Origin of the sequence: Streptomyces sp. NPDC050560 (assembly GCF_044457285.1) — a bacterium.
Taxonomy (GTDB): domain Bacteria; phylum Actinomycetota; class Actinomycetes; order Streptomycetales; family Streptomycetaceae; genus Streptomyces.
In genome coordinates, this window is sequence record NZ_JBITGT010000020.1 from 121724 (window position 1) to 142403 (window position 20680).

Sequence of the window (20680 nt, forward strand, 5' to 3'; positions counted from 1 at the left end):
ATGGCCACTCCGCCAGGATTCCGCGGTCGCCTGCTCACACCGTCACAGCCTGGGTACGACCGCGCGCGGCGCGTACGCAACGCGCGCGTCGACCGGCACCCCGCGCTGATCGCCCGCTGCACGGACGTGGACGACGTCATCGCCGTCCTCGCCCACGCCCGCACCCACCGCCTGCCCGTGGCGGTCCGCGGCGGCGGCACCCATGTCGCGGGCTGGGGCACCTGCGACGGAGGCGTGGTCGTCGACCTCGGCGGCATGAAAGGCATCGACATCGACCCGTCCGACCGCACCGCCGTTGCCGAACCCGGCCTGACCTGGGGCGAGTTCGACGCGGCCACCCAGGAGCACGGGCTCGCCCTGCCGGGACCGCGCAACACGGACGTCGGCATCGCGGGACACACCCTCGGCGGCGGTGTCGGCGACCTCTCCCGACAATACGGGCTCACCAGCGACAACGTCACCTTCTTCGAGGTCGTCACGGCCGAAGGACGCCATGTGCGCGCCGACGCCGACACCCACCCCGACCTCTTCTGGGCGCTGCGCGGAGGCGGCGGCAACTTCGGCGTCGTCACCCGCTTCGGCTTCCGGCTGCACCCCGTCGACGGTGTGGTCGCCGGCCCCCTCGTGTACCCCCCGGCGCAGGCGCGTACCGCCTTGCGGGCCGCCCGCGACTGGCTCTCCGACGCCCCTGACGCCGCCTCCCTCGTCGCCGTCCTGTGGACCGCGCCACCGCTGCCGTTCGTCCCCGAGCACCTGCGCTACGAGCGGTGCGCCGTCCTCATCCCGAGCTGGTTCGGGCCTCCCGAGGCCGCCGACACCGTCCTCGCCCCGCTGCGCCGGGGCGCCGCACGGCCCGTCGCCGACGGTGTCACCCGCCTCCCGTACACCTCCTACCAGCGTCTGCTGCCCTCCCCTCCCGACGCCACCCGGCAGAACGTCTACAACAGGGGAGAGCTGCTGCCCGAACTCTCGGACTCCACCCTCGATCTGCTTCTCGACCACTGGGAAACCGGCGGTCCCTCCTTCTCCGTCGTCCTCGGCGCCCTCGGCGGAGCCATCGCCAGGGCGCCCGCGGGACCGACCGCGTTCGCCCACCGTGACGCCCGCTGGTTCGTCGAGCTGTGCGCCCAGTGGTACGGCGCGGCGGACAGCCCCGACCACATGGGGCCCGCGCGCTCCGCCCGGCAGGCGCTGCGCAGGGTCACCCGCGGCCCCTACGTCAACCTGCTGCCCGACCCCGAGCCCCACTGGGTCCGCGCCGCCTACGGAGAGCACACCTACGCGCGCCTCGCCCTGGTCAAGGACGCCTGGGACCCCGACAACACCTTCCGCCACAACGCCAACGTTCCGCCTCCCACGGCCAAGGAGCCCCCGCGATGACCCAGCAGACCACCCCGGCCGACCTGATCGAACGGCTCCGACAGGCGGGCGTCCACCTGTGGGAGGAGGACGGCGCACTCCGCTACCGCGCCCCCAAGGGCACCCTCGACGCGGCACACCTCCAGGAACTGAAGCGGCACAAGGCCCCTGTCCTGGAGCTGCTCCGCGCCGAAACCGGGCCCGCCCTGGTGCCGGACCCCGCCGCACACCATGAGCCGTTCCCCCTGACCGACGTGCAGTCCGCCTACCTCCTGGGCCGCCATGACGCCTTCGGCCACGCGGGCGTCGCCTGCCACGTCTATCTGGAGGTCACCTACCCCGACCTCGACCCCGAGTGCACCGAGGACGCATGGAACCTGCTCGTCGCGCGGCACGCGATGCTGCGGGCCGTCATCGACCCCGCCGGTCACCAACGCACCATGGCCGAGGTGCCGCGACTGCGCGTGCCCGCCACCGTCGCGGAAAGCGACGAGGCGCTGATCCGGGCCCGTGAGGAGATGGGCCACCGGGTGTACGAGACCACCGCCTGGCCCCTCTTCGATCTGCGCCTCACCCGGCTGCCCGACCGCGCCGTCCTGCATCTGTCGATGGACTTCCTCATCGCGGACTGGGCGAGTATCTGGCTGCTGTTGGGCGAGTTCGAGACACTGCACGCCGACCCCGGCGCTGAACTGCCGCCGCTGGACGTCGAGTTCCGCGACTACCTGCTCGCGGAGCGGGCACTGCGTGAGTCTCCCTCCTACCAGCGTGACCAGGAGTACTGGCACGCCCGCCTGGACTCGCTGCCGCCCGCCCCCGACCTGCCGCTCGCCGAGGAGGACCGGAGCGCCCCCCGCTTCCGCCGCCGCTGCCTGAAGCTGGACGCCGCCGCCTGGGAGAGGTTCAGAGACCGTGCCAGGGAGCGGGGAGTGACCCCGTCGGCCGCGGTGCTGGGCGCCTACGCCGCCGTGCTCGGCCGCTGGAGCGCCGGCCCACGGTTCACCCTCAACCTCACCGTGCTGAACCGCCTCCCGCTGCACCCGGCAATCGGCCGCGTCGTCGGTGACTTCACCAGCGTCAGCCTGCTCGCCGTGGAACCGGAGGCGGACGCCACCTTCACCGAACGCGTACGAGCACTCTCGGACCGCCTCTTCGACGACCTCGACCACCGGCTCTACTCGGGTGTGGAGGTCCTGCGCGAACTCTCGCGCCGCCGGGGCCGGGAAGCCGCCCTGATGCCGGTGGTGTTCACCAGCGCGATTGGCCTCGGTGACGACGGCACCGGCGGGCGGGCGCAGGGCCGCCTCGACGGGTTCGGCATCACCCAGACCCCCCAGGTGTTCATCGACTGCCAGGCCATGGACGACGCCGAAGGGTTGCAGGTCAACTGGGACGTCCGCGAAGGGGTGTTCCCCGACGGCCTGGTGGACGACATGTTCGACGCCTTCGAGAGCCTGGTGCGGCGGCTCGCCGACCAGGACGTTCCTTGGAACAGCGCTCACCCGGTGCGGCTGCCCGACTGGCAGGCGGCGGAGCGGCAGCGGGTCAACGACACTGTTGCGCCGCTCCCCGACGCGGCGCTGCACCAGGCCGTGTTCGCGCAGGCACGGCGCACGCCCGACCGGCCCGCCGTGATCACTCAGGGCGGCACCCTCGACTTCGGCGGCCTCGCAGGTCGGGCCACCGCGGTCGCCGACGCCCTGCGTGCGGCGGGGTGCGGCGCGGGGGACCGGGTGGCGGTCGTGATGGACAAGGGCCCCGAGCAGGTGGTCGCCGTCCTCGGCACGCTGCTTGCCGGGGGAGCGTATCTGCCGGTGGACTCCGCCCAGCCGCCGCTGCGCCGCGCCGCCATCCTCGAAGACGCGGGCGTCCGCCACGTTCTGACCCAGTCGTGGCTGCCCGTCGAGGCCCCCGAGGGCGGTCTCACGGTGGCCGTGGACACCCTGGCACCGGCCGCGTCCGTCGCGCCCGCCGACGACGGCGACCCCGACGCCCCCGCCTACGTCATCCACACCTCCGGCTCCACCGGCCGCCCCAAGGGCGTCGTCATCAGCCACAGGGCCGCCCTCAACACCATCGAGGATGTGAACCGGCGCTTCGGCGTCACGGCGCGGGACCGGGTGCTCGGCCTCGCGGGACTCGGCTTCGACCTGTCCGTCTACGACATCTTCGGCCCGCTCTCGGTCGGCGCCGCCCTCGTGCTGCCGGAGCCCGAGCGCCGCACCGACCCCTCCCACTGGGCCGAACTTGCCGACCAGCACGGGGTCACCGTCTGGAACTCCGTACCGGCGCTCATGCAGATGCTCGTCACCTATCTGGAGACCGAGCAGGACCTCGCCCTGCCCACGTTGCGCCTCGCCCTGCTCTCCGGCGACTGGCTGCCCGTGTCGCTGCCCGACACCCTCGCGGCCCGGCTGCCCGCCGTGGACCTGATAGCACTCGGCGGCGCGACGGAGGCGGCGATCTGGTCCAACTACCACCATTGCCGAGGGAGTTATGCGGACCGCCGCAGCGTTCCCTACGGCCTGCCGCTCGCGAACCAGCGCTTTCACGTACTCGACGCCGAACTGAACGACCGCCCGGTATGGGTGCCGGGCGAGCTGTTCATCGAAGGAGAAGGGCTCGCCGAGGGATACCTGGGCGACCCCACGACCACCGCGGAGCGCTTCGTCAACCACCCCCGCGGTGGACAGCGCCTCTACCGCACGGGCGACCTCGGCCGCTATCTCCCCGGCGGCGAACTGGAGTTCCTCGGCCGCGCGGACACCCAGGTCAAGATCCGTGGACACCGTATCGAACTGGGCGAGATCGAGGCCGCACTCCACGAGCACCCCGCCGTGGCCGCCGCTGCCGCCGTCGTCGACGGCGACGGAGACGACCGGGCCCTGCTGGCCGCTGTTGAGACCGCCCCGGTCCTCCCGGCCGCACCTGACCCCGCCCTGTTCGCCGCGGCGAGCGTGGCCGCCGCCGCGACCGCCTCCGGCCTCCAGCACGCGAGGGTGGCCGCCCACACCCAAGCCTTCGACACCGCCGTGCTGGCTTCCATGGCCGACGCGTTGCGCGACCTCGGCCTCCTTCCCTCGGGGGGCGAGCCCCCCTCGGACCAGGCTCTGGAAGTGGCGGGAGTCGCCCCGCGCCACCGTTGGCTCGTCCGCCGCTGGCTCGCCGTGCTCTGCGCTGCCCGCGTCGCAGCCCACGACACCTCCACCACGGCCGCGCTGTGGGAGCGTGCCGAAGCCCAGTGGGACGAGAGTGTCGCGTCCCGTGACTTCCTCGGCTACGTCCGGGCGCACACGGACCGCCTGCCCGCGCTGCTGCGCGGCGACCAGGACCCCGTAGAACTTCTCTTTCCCGGTGGGGAGTTCGACACCGCACACGCCCTCTACCGGCTGGGCGCCATCGCCCGCTACCACAACAGTGCCGTCGCCACCCTGCTGGCGCGCACCGCCGAGGCGCACCCCGCCGATCTCCCGCTACGGGTCCTGGAGGTCGGCGCGGGCACCGGCGGCACCACCGCGGACGCTGTCGAAGCACTGGCCGACCGCGACGCGACCTACCACTTCACCGATGCCGCCGCCTTCTTCCTGCCGGAGGCGCGGGCACGCTTCGGCGACCGCGAACGCCCCCGCATGAGCTTCGGCCTCTTCGACGTCGACACCGACCACCGTGCCCAGGGGCTCGCCCCGAACACCTATGACGTCGTCCTCGCCGCCGGTGTGCTGGAAAACGCCCGCGACATCCGGGAGTCCCTGCGGCGGCTGATCGAACTGACCGCCCCCGGCGGCCGTCTGATCCTGACCGAGCCCACACGCGAACATCCCTGGATTCTGGCCTCACAGGCGTTCATGATGACCGAGCCCGGCGACGACCGGGCGCGGGGCGGCTCCTCCTACCTCACCCGGGACGAGTGGGCCGCGCTCCTGACGGAGCTGGGCGCCGACGACGTGCTCTGCCTCCCCGAGGACGGCCATCCGCTGGCGGCGCAGCACGTCCACCTCCTCACGGCCAGGGTGAAGACCAACCGCGCGCCGCTCACCGAGGCGGACCTCACGGCCTTCCTGCGCGACCGCCTGCCCGCCCCGATGATCCCCACGCATCTTCAGGTGGTCGACGCGCTGCCCCTGACCGCCAACGGCAAGGTCGACCGCCGCACCCTCGGCACCTGGCGCCCCGCCACGGCCGGTACCCCCGCGCCGAGCCAGGCCGCGGGACCCACCGGCGCCTTCGAGACCCGGCTCGCGGCGCTCCTCTCCGACGCCCTGCCCAGCGGGCCCGTGGGCCGCACCGACAGCTTCTACGACCACGGTGCCGACTCCCTCATCATGGCGCGGCTCGCGGGCCGCCTGCGCGAACAGGTACCCCAAGCAGCCTCGGTGCCCTTCGACACCCTGCTGCGCCGCCTCATCAACCACCCCACCCTCGGCGAACTCGCCTCCTTCCTGGGCGAGACCGCCACCACCGGCCCAGGACCCGTGACGCGCCGTGCCGACACGGGCAACGCCGGCCTGATGCCGTTCAGCACCGGCGGGGAAGGGCCGCTGCGCGTGATGTTCCACGCGGGACTCGGCACCATGGACTGCTACCGGCCGCTGGCCGCCCGCCTCGTGGCCCAGGACCTCGGCCCCGTCCTCGGGGTGGTCATCGACGACACCGAGCGCTATCTCGCCCAGGACCCCGCGCACGTCATCGAGCGCGCCGCCGACGACTACACCGAGCGGCTGCTCGCCGAGGGCCACGACCGGGTACAGCTCATCGGCTACTGCCTCGGCGGCCTTTACGCCACCGAGGTGGCCCGCCGCCTCGACGAGCGCGGTGTGCACGTGAGCGACCTGGTCCTCATCAGCAGCCATCCGGTGGTCGTCGACGTCGAGGACGACCTGATGATCGAGATCCTCTTCGTCCCCAACCTCCACATCTCCCTCGGCCAGACCGGCCTTGGCGACCTCGACACGGACACCGTCGTCCGCGGCTTCATGCACGTCATCGAGGAGAACGGCGGCAGGGTCCCGCTCGGCGCCCTGGCGAAGGTCGGCGGCGACCCGGGACTCGACCGCGCGGGAGCCTTCTTCCGGCACCTCGCCTCCCACAGCCGCGACGAGCGCTTCGAGGTGTACGCCCGCACCGCGACCCGGGTCGGCGGCGAGGAGGTACCGCCCGACATGGTCGCCGGAATGTTCCGGGTCTTCCGGCAGAGCTTCCTCTCCGCCCGTTTCAGCCCCGACCCGTACGCCGGCGACATCCGCTTCCTGCTCCCGGGCGAGTCCTCCGGGTTCGCCCCGGGGATGGACGACACCACGCTCGCCTTCTGGCGCGAGGTGTGCCTCGGCGATCTGCCGGTCACCGGCATCGACGGCAACCACTTCAGTTGCGTCGAGGAGCCGCACGTCGCCCGCGTCGCCGACCTCGTCGCCGATCCGCTGCGCCGGGCCCACACCCGTTGACCCCGAAGGGAAGACCCATGTCCGAGCAGTACCGGCACAGCACCATCCAGGGCCCCTTCGATCCCCTGGCCACCGCCGCCCGCGTCGCCGCGTCCGGTCTCTTCGCCCAGTACGTCGTCTACGAACGCGAGGGCCACTGGTATCTCGCGGGCGACCCGCTGACCCACCTTCGCGTGCGCCCCCGTGCTGTCCACACGGACGACGGGGCACCGGACCTGCCCTGGCGGGACACCCCGTGGCAGGCGATCCGCACCGCCCTGCGGCGGGCCCCCGTCGCGGACGGGAACGCCTACGGCTGGCTCGCGTTCGAGCTTGCGAGCGGCGACACCGACACCGACACCGTTACGCTGGCCCATCTGATCGTCCCCGCCACCGAGTTGACGATCACCCGGCGGAACCTCACTGTGCGCACCACGGAGCCCGGCCTTCCCGCCCGGCTCCGTGACGTCCTGTCACGGCCCCAGGACACCGCACCGCCTCCGCCGAAACCCGTGAACGTAGAAGAAGCAGAGGAAGCCTCGGGTCCCGAGGGAGCGCAGGAGGCCGCCCAGGGCGCGAACGGCTCCTACCGCGCTCGGGTGGCCCGCGCGGTCGCCGAGATCGGCCGAGGCGCACTGGACAAGGTGATACTCTCGCGCGCCGTCCGGGTGCCCTTCTCCGTCGACATGCCGGCCACCTATGTCGCGGGCCGCCTCGCCAACACCCCGGCCCGCTCCTTCCTGCTGGACCTGGACGGGACGCAGGCCGCCGGGTTCAGCCCGGAGACCGTCATCGAGGCCCCGGGCGACGGCACCGCCACCACCCAACCCCTGGCCGGTACGCGCGCCCTGACCGGCGAACCGGAAAGGGACACCGCCCTGCGCGCAGAACTGCACCGCGACCCCAAGGAGGTCTACGAGCACGCCATGTCGGTCAGGCTGGCCGTCGACGAACTCTCCTCGGTCGGAGCCGCCGGTACCACCCGGGTGGGCGAGTTCCTGACCGTCAGGGAACGCGGCAGCGTGCAACACCTCGCCTCGCGGGTCACCACCGACCTCGCGGACGGCCGCACCGCGTGGGACGCGCTCGGCGCGGTGTTTCCCCCGGTCACCGCCTCCGGAATCCCCAAACCGGCCGCGTACCGGCTCATCCGGGAGCTGGAGGACGAGCCGCGCGGCCTGTACGCGGGCGCCGTGCTGCGCGCCGGATACGACGGCTCGCTGGACGCGGCACTCGTGCTGCGCGCCGTCTACCAGCGGGACGACACGGCGTGGCTGCGCGCCGGCGCCGGAATCGTCGGAGCGTCCCGCCCCGATCGCGAATACGAGGAGAGCTGCGAGAAGCTGCGCAGCGTTGCCCCTTACCTGGTTCCGAGGGAGGGCTGAGCGTGCTGGACGGATTCAAACCGTGGCCGCGGGAGTTCGCCGACCGCTACCGTGCCCACGGCCACTGGCGCGGCCGCACCCTCGGCTCCCTGCTGCGCGACCGGGCGGAGGCCACCCCCGAGGCGGTCGCGGTGGTGGACGGGGCACGCCGCTGGACATACCGGGACCTGGACGTGCGCGCGGACCGCCTTGCGGCGGGAATACGGCGTCTCGGCATCGGCTGGGGCGACCGGGTGCTCGTGCACCTGCCGAACATCGCCGAGTTCATGGAGTTGTCCTTCGCCCTCTTCCGTCTCGGCGCGGTCCCGGTACTGGCGCTGCCCGCCCACCGTGAAGCCGAGATCTCCCATCTCCTCGCCCTCTCCGAGGCGGTCGCCTACGTCATCCCCGACACCCACCTGGGCTTCGACCACCGCCCCCTGGCCCGTGCCGTGCGCGCGCACGCACCACGGCTGCGGCACGTGCTGGTCGCCGGGGACGCCGAGGAGTTCACCCCCCTCGCCGCCCTGCCGACCACCCCCGGCCCGGCACCCGCGCCCGATCCCTCGGACGTGGCGCTGCTCCTCCTCTCCGGCGGCACCACGGGAGCGCCCAAGCTGATCCCGCGCACCCATGACGACTACGTGTACAACGCCACCGCCGCCGCCGAGGTGGCGCGGCTCACCGAGGCCGACCGCTGTCTGACCGCGCTGCCCGCCGCGCACAACTTCCCCCTGGCCTGCCCGGGGCTCCTGGGAACGCTGCACGCGGGAGGCACGGTCGTGATGTGCCCAGACCCCAGTCCCGACACCGCTTTTCCGCTGATCGCCCGGGAACGTGTCACGGTCACCGCCCTGGTCCCCTCCCTCGTGCTGCTGTGGCTTGAGGCCATGGCATGGGCCGACGAGGACGTGTCCAGTCTGCGGCTCCTGCAAGTCGGCGGCTCCCGGCTGAAGACGGAGACGGCCCGGCGTGTCGGCCCCGAACTGGGGTGCCGCCTCCAGCAGGTGTTCGGTATGGGCGAGGGCCTGCTCTGCTTCACCCGCCTCGACGACCCGGACGACCTCGTACTCGCCTCGCAGGGCCGCCCCCTCAGCGCGGACGACGAGCTCCGCGTGGTGGGCCCCGACGACCAGACGGTTCCCACGGGCGAGGTGGGAGAACTTCTCGTCCGCGGCCCCTACACGCTGCGCGGTTACTACCGGGCCCCCGAGCACAACGCGCGCACGTTCACACCGGACGGCTTCTTCCGCTCCGGCGACCTGGTACGCCTGCTCCCCAGCGGGCATGTGGTCGTGGAGGGCCGCGGCGGGGACGTCATCAACCGAGGCGGCGAGAAGGTGCCCGTCGAGGAGGTCGAGAACCACCTGCTGTCCCACCCCGCGGTTCATGACGCGGTGCTGGTCGGACTGCCCGACGACCGGCTGGGGGAGCGCACCTGCGCCTGCGTCGTCCCCCGCGGCGACCCGCCCACCCGGGCGGACCTCACCACCCACCTCACTGCCCGCGGCCTCGCCCCCTACAAGCTCCCCGACGAAGTACGTGTACTGCCCTCGCTGCCCCGCACCGCACTGGGAAAGACAGACAGAGCGGCGCTGGCGCGCTGGGCACAGCCATAGCCTCGGCCCGAAGTCGGCTTCGGCTCGCAGAGTGAGCCAGATGAAGACGACCTCCGAATCCATTGAGGTGCGCGGCGTCGGCGCCGGCTCGCTGTGGCGCGTGTTCGCCGGTCCGGCCCTCGGTGCGTTCAGGGTGCTGCTCGCGGCCGCCCCGGGGGGCGACCGAAGGGCGCAACTTGAACCGGACAGGCCCTCGTTCCTGGGCTGTAGCGGCGGGATCACGGGGAAGCTCAGCACGGGCTCCGGTGCCCCCGTCACGCGTGAGGTCTTCGATCCGGCCTGGGCTCACCGGCGGGCTGGCCAGGGCTCTCGTAGCGGCCCCGCTCACAGCGGCAGGACTGATCTCCGACCAGCCATGTTCGGAGCGCCCCCGGGGGACTCGGAGGGGGCCGTGGCCCCTCAGTCCTCCTCGGCCTGCGCCCCCGCGGCCGTACGCGGCGCCGCCCGCTCCGGCACCGCCTCCACCGGCTCCCCGCTGCGCGCACGCGCACGGAACCCGATCGTGGCCGCCGCGACCACCGCGGCGGCCAGCAGGCCGACGCCGCTGACCAGGGCGCAGACATGCAGCGCGTCCGTGAAGCTCGCCCCGTAGGCCCCGAACGCACGCCCCGTCGCCTCCGGCGTGCCAAGACGCAGGAACGCCCCGGCCTGGATGCCCACATGGGACATCAGGCCCTGGACCTCGCCCCGGTCCCCGGGGGCGAGCCCGGACCCGGCGAGGTGCCGCGGCAGGGCGGCCAGGGTGTGGTGGGTGAGGAGGGCGCCGAAGACCGCCGGGCCGAGCGCGCTGCCGATCTGCCGCAGCGCGCTGTTCGCCGCGCCCGCCGTTCCGGCGAGACGGCGGGGGAGGCTGTTCATCGCGATGGTGGTGATGGGCGCGAGGGCCAGGGCGATGCCCACCCCCAGCACGGCGATCACCGCGGCGGCCGCCCCCGTGCCGGTCGACGCGTGGAAGAAGCACACGCACAGCGCCCCGGCGCAGCTCACCACCAGCCCGGCGACGAGCACGGCGCCCGGTCCCACCCTGTTCATCAGCCGCCCCACCACCGGCGCGAGCAGCACCGTGAAGCCGTTGAGGGCGAGGAGGCGTACGCCGATGTCCAGCGTCGACGCGTGGTGGACGAGCCCGAAGTACTCGCTCAGCGCGAACACCAGGCCGACCTGGGCGAAGAGCGTGACCGCCATGACGAACGCGGCCCCCGAGAACGCCCGGGAGGCGAAGAGCCGCATGTCCAGCATCGGGGCGGGCGAGCGCAGTTCCACCGCGACGAGTGCCGCGAACGCCGCGGCGGCCACACAGAACGCGGTGACGACCGTGGGCGAGGCCCACTCCCCGCCGCCGCCCTCGATGACGCCGTACACCAGCCCGGTGATGGCCACGACGGCGAGGAGCTGGCCCGGCACGTCCGGATGGCGCTCGCGCGCCGACCGGCTCTCCGGCAGCAGCACCGCGCCGACGACCAGCGTGGCCGCGCCGATGACCAGGGCGGGGAGGAAGATCCAGCGCCAGCTCAGATGCTCGACGATCACACCGTTGACCACCGGGCCGAGGGTGAGCCCGAGTCCGAGGGACGCGGTCCACCAGGCGATGGCACGCGCCCGCTCGCGGTGGTCCTGGCAGACATGGCTGATCAGCGCCAGCGTGGCGGGCAGCAGCGCCGCGGCCCCGACGCCCGCGAGCGCCTGCCCGACGCAGACCAGGACCACGTCGGGCGCGGTCAGGCACACCAGGGAGCCCACGCAGAAGGAGGCGAGCCCCGCGAGGTAGAGCCGCTTGCGCCCGTACAGCTCGCCGAGGATGCCGCAGGTGAGGAGCAGCGCCGCGGTCGGCAGGATGAAGGCGTCGGTGATCCACTGCAACCCGGTGGTCGAGGCGTCGAGCGCCCGCTGGATGACCGGCAGCGCCACCGAGACACCGACGACCGGGAGATAGGACGCGAACACCCCCACACAGGCAAGCAGGATCGTCACGCGCGCATGGCGGTGTGCGCCCGGCGGCGCGGAGGGCTGCGGCGACGTGGACGGAGCGATTGCCGGCATGGCCACCTCTCGACGTGGTTGCGGGACGGGGAGCGCGAAGGGCACGGACCGGACGGCGTGGTCGACGTGGCCCGTCGGCGGGGAGGGGGGTTCCCCGGACCGTATACCTGGCGGGGCGGTGCGGAGATGCCGTCGGACGCGCAAGATAAGCTGAACCGTTCCGTGCGCACGGGGCTGTCATGCGGCCCTGGCCTGCACGTTCTCGGGGAAGCGCGCCCGCCCGCGGCAAGCACCCCTGCGGCCGTGTGCCCCCTCGCCCCGCCCTCTCCGCCCACCGCACCCATTGCTTTCACGCCCTGCACGGGACGACGTCGTGTCCACGGTGCTCCGGGGTTGTTACGGTCCGCAGGCCCCTGGAGGTGTCACACGGAGTGGAGGTCAGACGTGTGTGAGGAAGCACGCAACCCGAGGCGCCGGCTCCTGGCGGCGGCCGGAGCCCTCGGCGCCGCGGCGGCGCTCCCGCCCGGCCGCGCGGCGGCGTCGACGCGGGCCGCGCCACGGACCGGCGGCAGTGCCGGGCGCGGCGCCTCGGTCATCCTGCTCGGCACCCAGGGCGGACCGCCGCCTGACGCACACCGTGCGGGCATCGCCTCCGCTCTGGTCGTCGACGGGGCCACGTACCTGGTCGACGCCGGTCGCGGTGCGGTGTCGCAGTACGCGGCGGCGGGTCTGGCGTGGGCGGATCTGCGGGCGGTGTTCGTGACCCATCTGCACGCCGACCATGTGGCGGACCTGTTCCAGATCTTCCTGTTCGGTGGCTTCCAACTCCCCGCCCAGGGCGACACGTTGACGGGGCCCGTCCCGGTGTACGGCCCCGGGCCCGCGGGCGGGCTGCCCCCGGTGTACGGGGGCGGCCACGTGCCGACGGCCGGTCCCGGCGACCCGACGCCGGGGCTCGCGGGCTTCCTCGCACACGCCGACGCCGCCTTCGCCTACAGCACCAACGTCTTCCTGCGCGACTCGGGCGTGCGCGCGCCCCTGAGCCTGGCCGACGCGCGCGAGATCCCCACCCCGGCGGACGCCGACTTCCGGCACACCGCCCCCGACATGCGGCCGTTCACGGTGATGGAGGACGAGCGGGTACGGGTCAGCGCGGTGCTGGTGCCGCACGGCCCCGTCTTCCCCGCCTTCGCCTTCCGCTTCGACACCGACCACGGCTCCGTCACCTTCTCGGGCGACACGACCCGCCACCGGAACCTGGTCGCGCTGGCACGGGGTTCGGACGTGCTGGTCCACGAGGCGATCAACGTCCAGGGGTGGTCCGGCCCGCCCGCGGTCGCCGACCACCTGGTGCGGGGGCACGTCGAGGTCCAGGACGTCGGCAGGGTCGCCCAGAGCGCCGACGTGGACCGGCTGGTGCTCAGCCACATCGGCGACATGGCGCAGCAGCCCCTCGACCCGCGCAAGTGGCAACGCTGGGCACAGCGCGGATACGGCGGGCGGGTCCTGGTCGGCAGCGACCTGGACGCCGTCAGCCTGCGCTGACCCCCGCCGTCACTCCCCGCGCACCGGCCAGGCGGACGCCACCGGTGCGTCGGGCGGGTCGATCCCGGCCGTGACCCTGCGCAGCAGCGCGATCAACTGCGCGGCCTCGTCGGCCAAGAGGCCCGCCGTCACGGCGGTGTTCGCCGCGGCCATCACCCGGCGGCCCTCGGCCACGCCCGCCAGGCCCGGGTCGGTGAGCACGTAGAGCACGACCCGGCGGTGGACAGGGTGGGTACGGCGCCGCACCCAGCCGAGCTTCTCAAGACGGCCGAGGGCCGTGCCGACGCTCTGGGGGGCGATGTGGAAGCCCCGGGACAGATCGGCGGCCGACAGCGGGCCCAGGTCGTCGAGGTGGACGGCGAGCCCGAGTTGGGTCGCCGTCACCCCGAGACCGTCGAGGGCCGCCTGCACCTCCCGGTGCACGGCGTTCTGCGCACGCCAGAGCACATGTGTGAACGCGTCGTCCCACGGTGTCACCGCGTCCGGCACGGGCCGACTCCTTCGAACGGGGTTGTTATCAGACACCTTCTATGTTGCCATACATCTGTCATTCGAGCTCGCGTGGGACGCGAGCCTGGACGAGAGGAACGCGCGATGGCATCACCCAGTCTCCAGGACGGCATCACCGAGGCAGGTTCCGCGGTACGGCTGCGCTGGACCGACCGGCCGAAGCCGTGGACCCCGCCCGTGGTCGCGCCCGAGTACGCGGGCTGGCGGAAGGAACAGGCCGCCTGGCACGGCGGTGTGGCACTCATGGACCTCTCGTACCACATGTGGGACACCTTCGTATCGGGGCCCGACGCCACCCGCATGCTCAGCGAGCTGAGCGCCAACAACTACGACAACGTGGTTGCCAACCAGGCCAAGCAGCTCGTCGTCGTCAACGAGAACGGGTTCCTGGTCGGCGACGCCATCCTGCTCTGCCGCGGCGAGCGGGACTACGTCGTCACGGGCCGCCCCACCGTCCAGAACTGGCTCACCTACCACGCGCGACAGCGCGGCTACGACGTCGAACTGGCCAGCGACCCCGACTGCTCCCGCGACCCGTCCCACATCCCCCCGTTCTTCCGCTACCAGATACAGGGCCCCTACGCGCGCCAGTTGACCGAGGCGGCCTTCCGGGGCCCGCTGCCGGAGACGAAGTTCTTCCACGCGTCGGACGTCACCCTCGCGGGCAGGAGGGTCCGCGCGCTGCGCCACGGCATGGCCGGTCAGCCGGGATACGAGTTCATCGGGGACCACGCCGACCACGCGCCGGTCAGGGACGCGCTGCTGGAGGCGGGGGAGCAGTTCGGGCTTGAGCGGGTCGGCTCACTGGCCTACCCGACGGCCCAGGCCGAGGGCGGCTGGGTGCCCGCGCCGATCCCCGCGATCTACGACGACAGCGCCGGCCAGACCGCGTACCGCACCTGGCTGCCGCTGCACACCCCCGACGGCATGCAGCCCCTGCACGGCAGCTTCTACTCCCCGCGGATCGCCGACTACTACGTCACCCCCTACGAACTCGGCTACGGCCGCTCCGTCTCCTTCCGGCACGACTTCCTCGGCCGTGACGCGCTGCGGGCGCTCAGGGACGCGGGGGAGCGGCGCCACAAGGTGACTTTGGTGATGCGCGCCGACGACGTGGCCTCCGTGCTCGGCGAGGGGCACGGCATCGTCAACACGCTCGCCAAACAGCGGGTGGAGAGCGGCGGCGCCCTGGTCGGCAAGACCGAGTACACGGCCTTCAGTGACCCCTACGGCACCATGCTCAGCCTCGCCCTCGTCGCGCCCGAGGCGGCGAAGCCGGGGACCGAGGTGACGGTCGTATGGGGCGACCACCCGGGCGGCGACACGGCCCCCGACGCCGAACTCGGCCTGCCCCGCATCCGCGCGACCGTACAGCCCTGCCCCTACAACGAGTTCGCCAGGGCCGGCTACCGCCAGGACTGAGCCGGGCGGGGCACCGCCGCCCCGCCCGCCCGCACGCCGAAGCCGCCCGCACCTCGCGCGCCTCCGGGGAAACTTGCACGATCTAGTGCCGCCGGGGACCATGGTCGCGGGCAACCCGGTACGGCGGCGGTGCGTGGAGGCGCGTGACGATGGATCGACTGCTGGTCATGCGCAGCCTGGTCGCCGTCGCCGACACGGAGAGCTTCGCGGACGCCGCGGAGGCGGTGCGCACCTCCGCCTCGTCGGTCTCCCGGCACATCACCAGCCTGGAGAAGCGCCTCGGGGTGCGGCTGATCAACAGGACGGCCCGCTCCGTGACCCTGACCGAGAACGGCGCCCGCTACACCGCCTTCGCACGCCGCGTCCTGGGCGAGATCGAGCGCGAGGAGCGGAGCCTTGCACGGGCCCACACCAGCCTCGCGGGCACCCTCTCCGTCATCTGCCCGAAGTGGCTCGGCAGCCTCGACCTCGGGGACGCGATCGCGGACTTCTCCGTACGCCATCCCGACATCGAGGTCAGGCTCGCGCTCGGCGGCGTCCAGGAACGGCCCTACGCGTTCCTCGACGACGGGTTCGACGTCTCCTTCTACACCCGCCCGATCCGGGACTCGCGCATGAGCCCGCGCCGCATCGCCACCCTGCCCTTCGTGCTCTGCGCCGCACCGGCCTACCTCGACGCGCGCGGCCGCCCACGGGAGGTCCACGAACTGGCGGGACACGACTGCCTCACCCACGACCACGAGGTGTACTGGCGGTTGGCGGCCGGGGGCGGGCAGCAGGTGCACAAGATCTCCCGCAGCGCCTTCGGGACGAACTCGTACCTCGCCCTCCAGAAGGCGGCCGTGCGCGGCAGGGGCATCGCCCTGCTGCCGCTGCGGTCGGCGTACGAGGCCGTCGCGGCGGGGGAGTTGGAGGTGCTGTTCCACGGCAGGGAGCGCTCGCTGTGCGCCGTGCACGCGGCGGGAGCTGCGACACCGCGGCGGGTCGGCGCCCTGCTCGACTTCGTGGGCCGCTGGTTCGAGGAGCACCCGGCGCCCGGGGGAGGGCGGCCCGCACCCACGGGCTGACACACCCACCGCGCCCCGGGCGCCGGGGGGCGCGTCCGGGGCGCGGCGGTGTGCGCGGGTCGGAGGCGGCCGGGTCAGTGCCCGCGGTATGCCTGGGCGGGATACCAGGCGTCGGTGCGCAGCGGGCCTTCGGCGTCCTGCCGGTTGGAGACCAGACGGCGGTTCAGGTGCTCGCCGTGGTGCCCGTGCCGCGCGTAGTGGTCGAGCAGCAGCTCGTGCCCGAGGTCGTTGTCGAGGTCCCGCCAGACGGTGTGCATGTGCTGGCCTGCCGCGACCGCGTTGTCCGCCTCGACCAGCAGCCCCGAGGTGGAGACGCGGTAGTAGTGCGCGGTGTCCGGCTCCGTCCCGCCGGCCCACGCGAAACGCAGCGCCGCCGGGTCCTCGCGGAACACCCGCTCCCGGTACCCGGCGGTCAGCTCCTCCGGCCCGGTCCCGACGTAGCGCATCAGCAGCTCCCTGACGGCGTTCAGCTCACCGGCGCTGAGGTCGGCCCCGCTGACACCCGAGGGGTCCCGCCGGGTGAAGCGGAGCCTGCGGCGGTCCTCTTCGGTGGTGGTGTAGCCCACGATGCCCAGGTCGACGGGGTCGGGCCACTCCTCGGCGCCGACACGCGGCACCTGGCGGGTGACGAAGTCCGCCGGTGCCACGTCGTGGATGACCGCCCGCGCCCGCAGGCCCGGCCGGAGGGAGTGCAGGATGTCGAACGCCATACGGCCGTGCCCGCCCAGCGGGTCGAGGGCCCCGGCCGGGACCGGCATCGCCCCCATGGCCAGCGGAGTGACCGTCAGATACCGTTGGGCGACGACGGTGAAGCTCAGCGAGAGGTGGTGGCCGACGACGCGCCACCCCCAGGTGTCCTCGAACCCCGGCCGCCCGAACACGGTGAACCAGTAGGCGTCGGGATTGCGGAAGTCACCGGCGAAGACACCGAACTCCCGCTCGATCACGTCGAGTTCGCGCAGGATGTTCTCCGTGGCCATCACGGCGAGCGCCTGACTGTAGCCGCGCACACTGAGGCCGGACTTCATCAGGGTGTGCGCCAGCGTCCGCTGGTGGCCGTCCATGGCGCTGAGCGGCACGCCCGTGCGGTCGGGCCTGGGGATGAAGTCCCAGTCCACGCGCCGCGGATCGGCCATCTCGGGGATGTGCATCCGCTCCCGTCTTTCGGGCGGGAGCGAGTCGAGCAGCGCCCACGCGCAGAAGAGCATCCTCTTGATGGCGCGGGGCGCCTCGTGGCTCGTGGCGGATGGCTCGTGCACGGTTCCTCCCACGTCAGTCGGCCGGGTGCGGCGGTTCGGGTACGGGCGGCTCGGGGGAGGCGGGGAGCACGGCGAGGAGGTCGCAGTGCACCAGGGCCGCACCGCCGAGCCGCGCGGCGAGCACCTGGCGCGCGGGCCGCCGCGCGGGGTCGGGGAACAGGGCGAGCCACTCGCGGTTGAGCGCGGCGCGGTCGCCCGGCTCCGCGAGGTGGAACGTCATCTTCAGGATGTCGTCGGTACTGCCGCCCACGGCCCGCATGAGGGCCCTGACGTGCCCGAAGACATGGGCGCACTGCCCGTCGAGGCCGGGCGGCAGCTCCCCGGTCACCGGATCGCGGCCCGTGAGGGAGCCGGAGGCGAGGAAGGGGCCGATACGGCTGGCCACCGGGATGGGGTTGGTGTGCCGGAAGCCCGGCAGCTCGATACTGATGCGTTCGGCCATGGCTCAGCCTTCCGCCACGACACGGTTCTCCAGGGCGCCGAGGCCCTGGATCTCGGCGCGCACCACGTCGCCCACCCGCAGGAAGTCGCCCGAGGGCGCGCCGATGCCGGACGGGGTGCCGGTGGCGAGGATGTCGCCCGGCATGAGGGTGAAGACCTGGGACAGGTAGGCGATCTGCTGGTAGATGTCGTGGATCATGTCGCCGGTCGGCCAGTCCTGGCGGACCTCGCCGTTCACGGTCAGCGTCATCCGCAGCTCCAGCGGGTCCGGTATCTCGTCGTCCGTGGTGAGCCAGGGGCCGATGGGGCCGTGGGTGTCGAAGGACTTGCCGAGGGTGAAGGTGGGCGAGCGCTTCGCCAGCCAGTCCCGTACCGACACGTCGTTCACCACGAGATAGCCCGCGATCACCGACCGGGCGTCCTCGGCGGCCACGTGCTTGCAGCGGCGCCCGATCACGACGCCCAGCTCGATCTCGTAGTCGAGTTCGTCGGAGAGGCGGGGCTTCACGATGCCGGCGTGCGGGCCGACGACGCAGGACACCTGCTTGTTGAACCACATCTGGTGCTCGGGTACGGGGATGCCCGCCCGCCGTGCCTCCTCGGCGTGCGCACGGTAGTTCATGCCGATGCCGAGGTACTTCTGGGGGTCGTCGACCGGCGCGTCGAGGACGACGTCGGCCAGCCGGTGCGTCCTGCCGCGCGCGTGGGCGACGCGCTCCGCCAGGGCGGCCAGGTCCGGCAGGATCGCCCGCAGCGAGGTCCCGACCTCGCCGGAGACGTCGGTGACCAGGTCGCCTTCGACGCGGCCGAGCCGTACGGGGCCCTCCGCGGTATGGAAGCGCGCGAGTCTCATACGGAGTGGCCCTTCTGCTCGATGGTGGTGTCCGTGAGGCCCGCACGCTCCGCCTCCGTGGCCGGCCACACATGCGCGCCGTCCGGGGTCATCTGGAAGCTGACGAACCGCCAGGCGCCGTCATCGCACCGCCGCAGCACCTGGATGACCTGCCCGTTCACCACCCGCTCCGTACCGTCGGGGCTCGCGAGCCGGTTGCTGATGCGGCCCGTCATGATCGCCACATCGCCGATCAGACGGATGGTCAGGGGGCCGCGCGCCATGTCGAGATAGGCCCGCCGGGTCGCGACGTGCTGGAGGAGTTGCGCCTTGTCGTGGGTGAGCCCCGGCGCGTGGGTGTGGATGAGGCTCGGGTCGTAGAGGTCGTCGAGGGTGGTGAGGTCGGCGGCGAGGAGCGCGGTGCGCCGTCGCTCCTCCACCGCGAGGAGCTGGGCCCGGGTGGCGTCGTCGGCGTGCACCACGGGGTGGGGGCGGGAAGAGTCCATGTCCGTCCTTCGTGCGAAGATCCCCGGCCGCCGCGCCGCGTGGTCCGCGGGCACGGCCGGCCGGCAGGCGTCAGCGGTGGGCGTTCTCGGTACGGAACCCGGTGGCGTCGCCCGCCCCGTGCCCGGGCCGGGGCTGGCCGACGAGCGCGTGGTACGTGCTGAAGATGGCGTCGGCCTCGGCGAGCGGCAGCACGTCCTCGATGTCGGTGAACCGCTCGCCGCCGGTGCGCTCCTCGACCATGCGGCGGATCACCTCGTAGCCCTCGCCGCGGTGCGCTATGACGATGCCGTTGACCGCCCGGAGGCGCTGCTCCTCGAACGCCCGCAGCGCCGTGGGCACGTCCGGCGCCGCGGCCAACTGCCCGGCGAGCGCACCGCCGTCCACGATCGCCTGGCAGGCGCCGTTGCCGCCGCGCGGGTACATCGCGTGCGCGGCGTCGCCGATGAGGAGCACCCGGCCGTCGGTCCAGGTGTCGAGCGGGTCGTGCCGGATGAGCGGGAACAGGTAGACCTCGCGGGCGTTGCGCATCATCTCCCGCACGTCGAGGTGCACGATGTCGCACTGCTCGTAGTAAGGCAGGATCTCGTCCACGCTGCCGAGCTGGTTCCAGTCCTCGTCGGACTCCTCGCGGGTGGCCTCCACGACCCAGTTCACCAGGGTCTTGCCGCTGCCCTCGAAGTCGTCGGCGATCGGGTACACGATCATGCTCGACGTCTGGGGCGCGCCGATGTGCAGGATCGTGCCGCCGCTGCCGAAGGGCTCCATCAGGGTCGTGCCCCGCCACATGGTGATGCCGGAGTACACCGGGCGGGAGGCGCCGGGGTGCATCTGCCGGCGCATCCCGGACCTGATGCCGTCCGCCCCGACCGCGAGGTCCGCGGTCACCTGCGAGGCCCTGCCCTCCTGGTCCACCAGGTCGAGCGTCACCCGCCCGTCGTGCTGGGCGTACCCGGTGCAGCGCACGCCCAGTACGACGGCGTCCGCGCCGAGCCGTTCGAGCACGGTGCGGTACAGCAGCATCTGGAGGCGGCCGCGGTGCACGAAGCGCTGCTCGTGGAGGTAGCCCATGTGGACGCCGCAGAGTTCGGCGTAGATCTCCTGACCGTACTTGTTGTAGAAGATCGACTCCCGGGCGTCGACGGATATCGCCCGGAACTCCTGGAGCAGGCCGAGTTCGTCGAGTTCCCTGGTGCCGTAGACCTTCACGTCGATGCCCACGCCGAGCGGTTTCAGCTCGGGGACCGCCTCGTAGATCCGGGGCCTGAAGCCCCGCTGGTGCAGGCGCAGGGCGGCGGCAAGGCCCGCCGGTCCCGCGCCGACGATCGCGATGTCGAGAGAGCTGCTGGTCATGGGCA

At 72.8% G+C, this 20680-nt stretch carries 14 protein-coding genes; 7 read left to right on the forward strand and 7 right to left on the reverse strand.

The annotated features are described in order from the left end of the window. The 4 genes from ACIBIW_RS33525 to ACIBIW_RS33540 are packed head-to-tail and all read left to right on the forward strand — an operon-like array spanning window position 1 to window position 9762. Complete coding sequence (locus ACIBIW_RS33525; protein ID WP_399341785.1) at window positions 1-1380, forward strand: FAD-binding oxidoreductase; 1380 nt, start codon at window positions 1-3, stop codon at window positions 1378-1380. Further along, window positions 1377-6800, forward strand: a complete 5424-nt coding sequence (locus ACIBIW_RS33530) for an amino acid adenylation domain-containing protein (protein ID WP_399341786.1) — start codon at window positions 1377-1379, stop codon at window positions 6798-6800. Before ACIBIW_RS33525 ends, ACIBIW_RS33530 begins: the two co-directional genes overlap by 4 nt. Before the next feature lie 17 nt (window positions 6801-6817). Next, complete coding sequence (locus ACIBIW_RS33535; RefSeq protein WP_399341789.1) at window positions 6818-8164, forward strand: salicylate synthase; 1347 nt, start codon at window positions 6818-6820, stop codon at window positions 8162-8164. A 2-nt stretch (window positions 8165-8166) separates the two neighbouring features. After that, entirely contained in the window at window positions 8167-9762 is a 1596-nt protein-coding gene (locus tag ACIBIW_RS33540; protein WP_399341790.1) for a (2,3-dihydroxybenzoyl)adenylate synthase, read from the forward strand. A 399-nt stretch (window positions 9763-10161) separates the two neighbouring features. Here ACIBIW_RS33540 and ACIBIW_RS33545 read toward each other — a convergent pair whose 3' ends face one another. Beyond that, window positions 10162-11733 carry an MFS transporter gene (locus ACIBIW_RS33545; RefSeq protein WP_399341792.1) on the reverse strand — a complete coding sequence of 524 codons (1572 nt, stop codon included), beginning with the start codon at window positions 11731-11733 and terminating at the stop codon, window positions 10162-10164. A 453-nt stretch (window positions 11734-12186) separates the two neighbouring features. Between ACIBIW_RS33545 and ACIBIW_RS33550 the strand changes: the two genes are divergently transcribed. Continuing rightward, window positions 12187-13287, forward strand: coding sequence for an MBL fold metallo-hydrolase (locus ACIBIW_RS33550; protein WP_399341793.1), 1101 nt, complete (start codon window positions 12187-12189; stop codon window positions 13285-13287). Between the two features lie 9 nt (window positions 13288-13296). Here the strand turns inward: ACIBIW_RS33550 and ACIBIW_RS33555 are convergent, their stop codons facing one another. Then, window positions 13297-13776: a MarR family winged helix-turn-helix transcriptional regulator gene (locus tag ACIBIW_RS33555; protein ID WP_399341795.1), complete on the reverse strand. Its 480-nt coding sequence runs from the start codon at window positions 13774-13776 to the stop codon at window positions 13297-13299. A gap of 105 nt (window positions 13777-13881) precedes the next feature. Here ACIBIW_RS33555 and ACIBIW_RS33560 point away from each other — a divergent pair, with 105 nt between their 5' ends. Together ACIBIW_RS33560 and ACIBIW_RS33565 are read left to right on the forward strand one after the other, a co-directional pair. Continuing rightward, a complete protein-coding gene (locus ACIBIW_RS33560) occupies window positions 13882-15219 on the forward strand; it encodes an aminomethyl transferase family protein (RefSeq protein ID WP_399341796.1) in 1338 nt (445 codons plus the stop codon). Between the two features lie 149 nt (window positions 15220-15368). Continuing rightward, complete coding sequence (locus ACIBIW_RS33565; protein ID WP_399341829.1) at window positions 15369-16286, forward strand: LysR family transcriptional regulator; 918 nt, start codon at window positions 15369-15371, stop codon at window positions 16284-16286. A 74-nt stretch (window positions 16287-16360) separates the two neighbouring features. On the opposite strand, the gene ACIBIW_RS33570 is transcribed toward ACIBIW_RS33565, so the two are convergent. The 5 genes from ACIBIW_RS33570 to ACIBIW_RS33590 form a co-directional block, all read right to left on the reverse strand. After that, window positions 16361-17545 carry a DUF3500 domain-containing protein gene (locus tag ACIBIW_RS33570; protein WP_399341798.1) on the reverse strand — a complete coding sequence of 395 codons (1185 nt, stop codon included), beginning with the start codon at window positions 17543-17545 and terminating at the stop codon, window positions 16361-16363. Window positions 17546-17558: 13 nt separating this feature from the next. After that, a complete protein-coding gene (locus ACIBIW_RS33575) occupies window positions 17559-17987 on the reverse strand; it encodes a RidA family protein (protein ID WP_399341800.1) in 429 nt (142 codons plus the stop codon). A 3-nt stretch (window positions 17988-17990) separates the two neighbouring features. Further along, the gene (locus tag ACIBIW_RS33580; protein WP_399341803.1) at window positions 17991-18839 is read right to left on the reverse strand and encodes a fumarylacetoacetate hydrolase family protein; all 849 of its coding nucleotides are present in this window, start codon (window positions 18837-18839) and stop codon (window positions 17991-17993) included. Next, window positions 18836-19324, reverse strand: a complete 489-nt coding sequence (locus ACIBIW_RS33585; protein WP_399341804.1) for a nuclear transport factor 2 family protein — start codon at window positions 19322-19324, stop codon at window positions 18836-18838. Before ACIBIW_RS33585 ends, ACIBIW_RS33580 begins: the two co-directional genes overlap by 4 nt. Before the next feature lie 70 nt (window positions 19325-19394). Beyond that, a complete protein-coding gene (locus ACIBIW_RS33590) occupies window positions 19395-20675 on the reverse strand; it encodes an FAD-dependent monooxygenase (RefSeq protein ID WP_399341805.1) in 1281 nt (426 codons plus the stop codon). Between the last annotated feature and the right edge of the window lie 5 nt (window positions 20676-20680).

Excerpts from the sequence above, each read along its gene's own strand:
- ACIBIW_RS33525 (WP_399341785.1), top strand. The coding sequence starts at position 1 with ATGGCCACTCCGCCAGGATTCCGCGGTCGCCTGCTCACACCGTCACAG.
- ACIBIW_RS33530 (WP_399341786.1), top strand. The coding sequence starts at position 1,377 with ATGACCCAGCAGACCACCCCGGCCGACCTGATCGAACGGCTCCGACAG.
- ACIBIW_RS33535 (WP_399341789.1), top strand. The coding sequence starts at position 6,818 with ATGTCCGAGCAGTACCGGCACAGCACCATCCAGGGCCCCTTCGATCCC.
- ACIBIW_RS33560 (WP_399341796.1), top strand. The coding sequence starts at position 13,882 with ATGGCATCACCCAGTCTCCAGGACGGCATCACCGAGGCAGGTTCCGCG.
- ACIBIW_RS33565 (WP_399341829.1), top strand. The coding sequence starts at position 15,369 with ATGGATCGACTGCTGGTCATGCGCAGCCTGGTCGCCGTCGCCGACACG.
- ACIBIW_RS33575 (WP_399341800.1), bottom strand. The coding sequence starts at position 17,987 with ATGGCCGAACGCATCAGTATCGAGCTGCCGGGCTTCCGGCACACCAAC.
- ACIBIW_RS33580 (WP_399341803.1), bottom strand. The coding sequence starts at position 18,839 with ATGAGACTCGCGCGCTTCCATACCGCGGAGGGCCCCGTACGGCTCGGC.
- ACIBIW_RS33585 (WP_399341804.1), bottom strand. The coding sequence starts at position 19,324 with ATGGACTCTTCCCGCCCCCACCCCGTGGTGCACGCCGACGACGCCACC.
- ACIBIW_RS33590 (WP_399341805.1), bottom strand. The coding sequence starts at position 20,675 with ATGACCAGCAGCTCTCTCGACATCGCGATCGTCGGCGCGGGACCGGCG.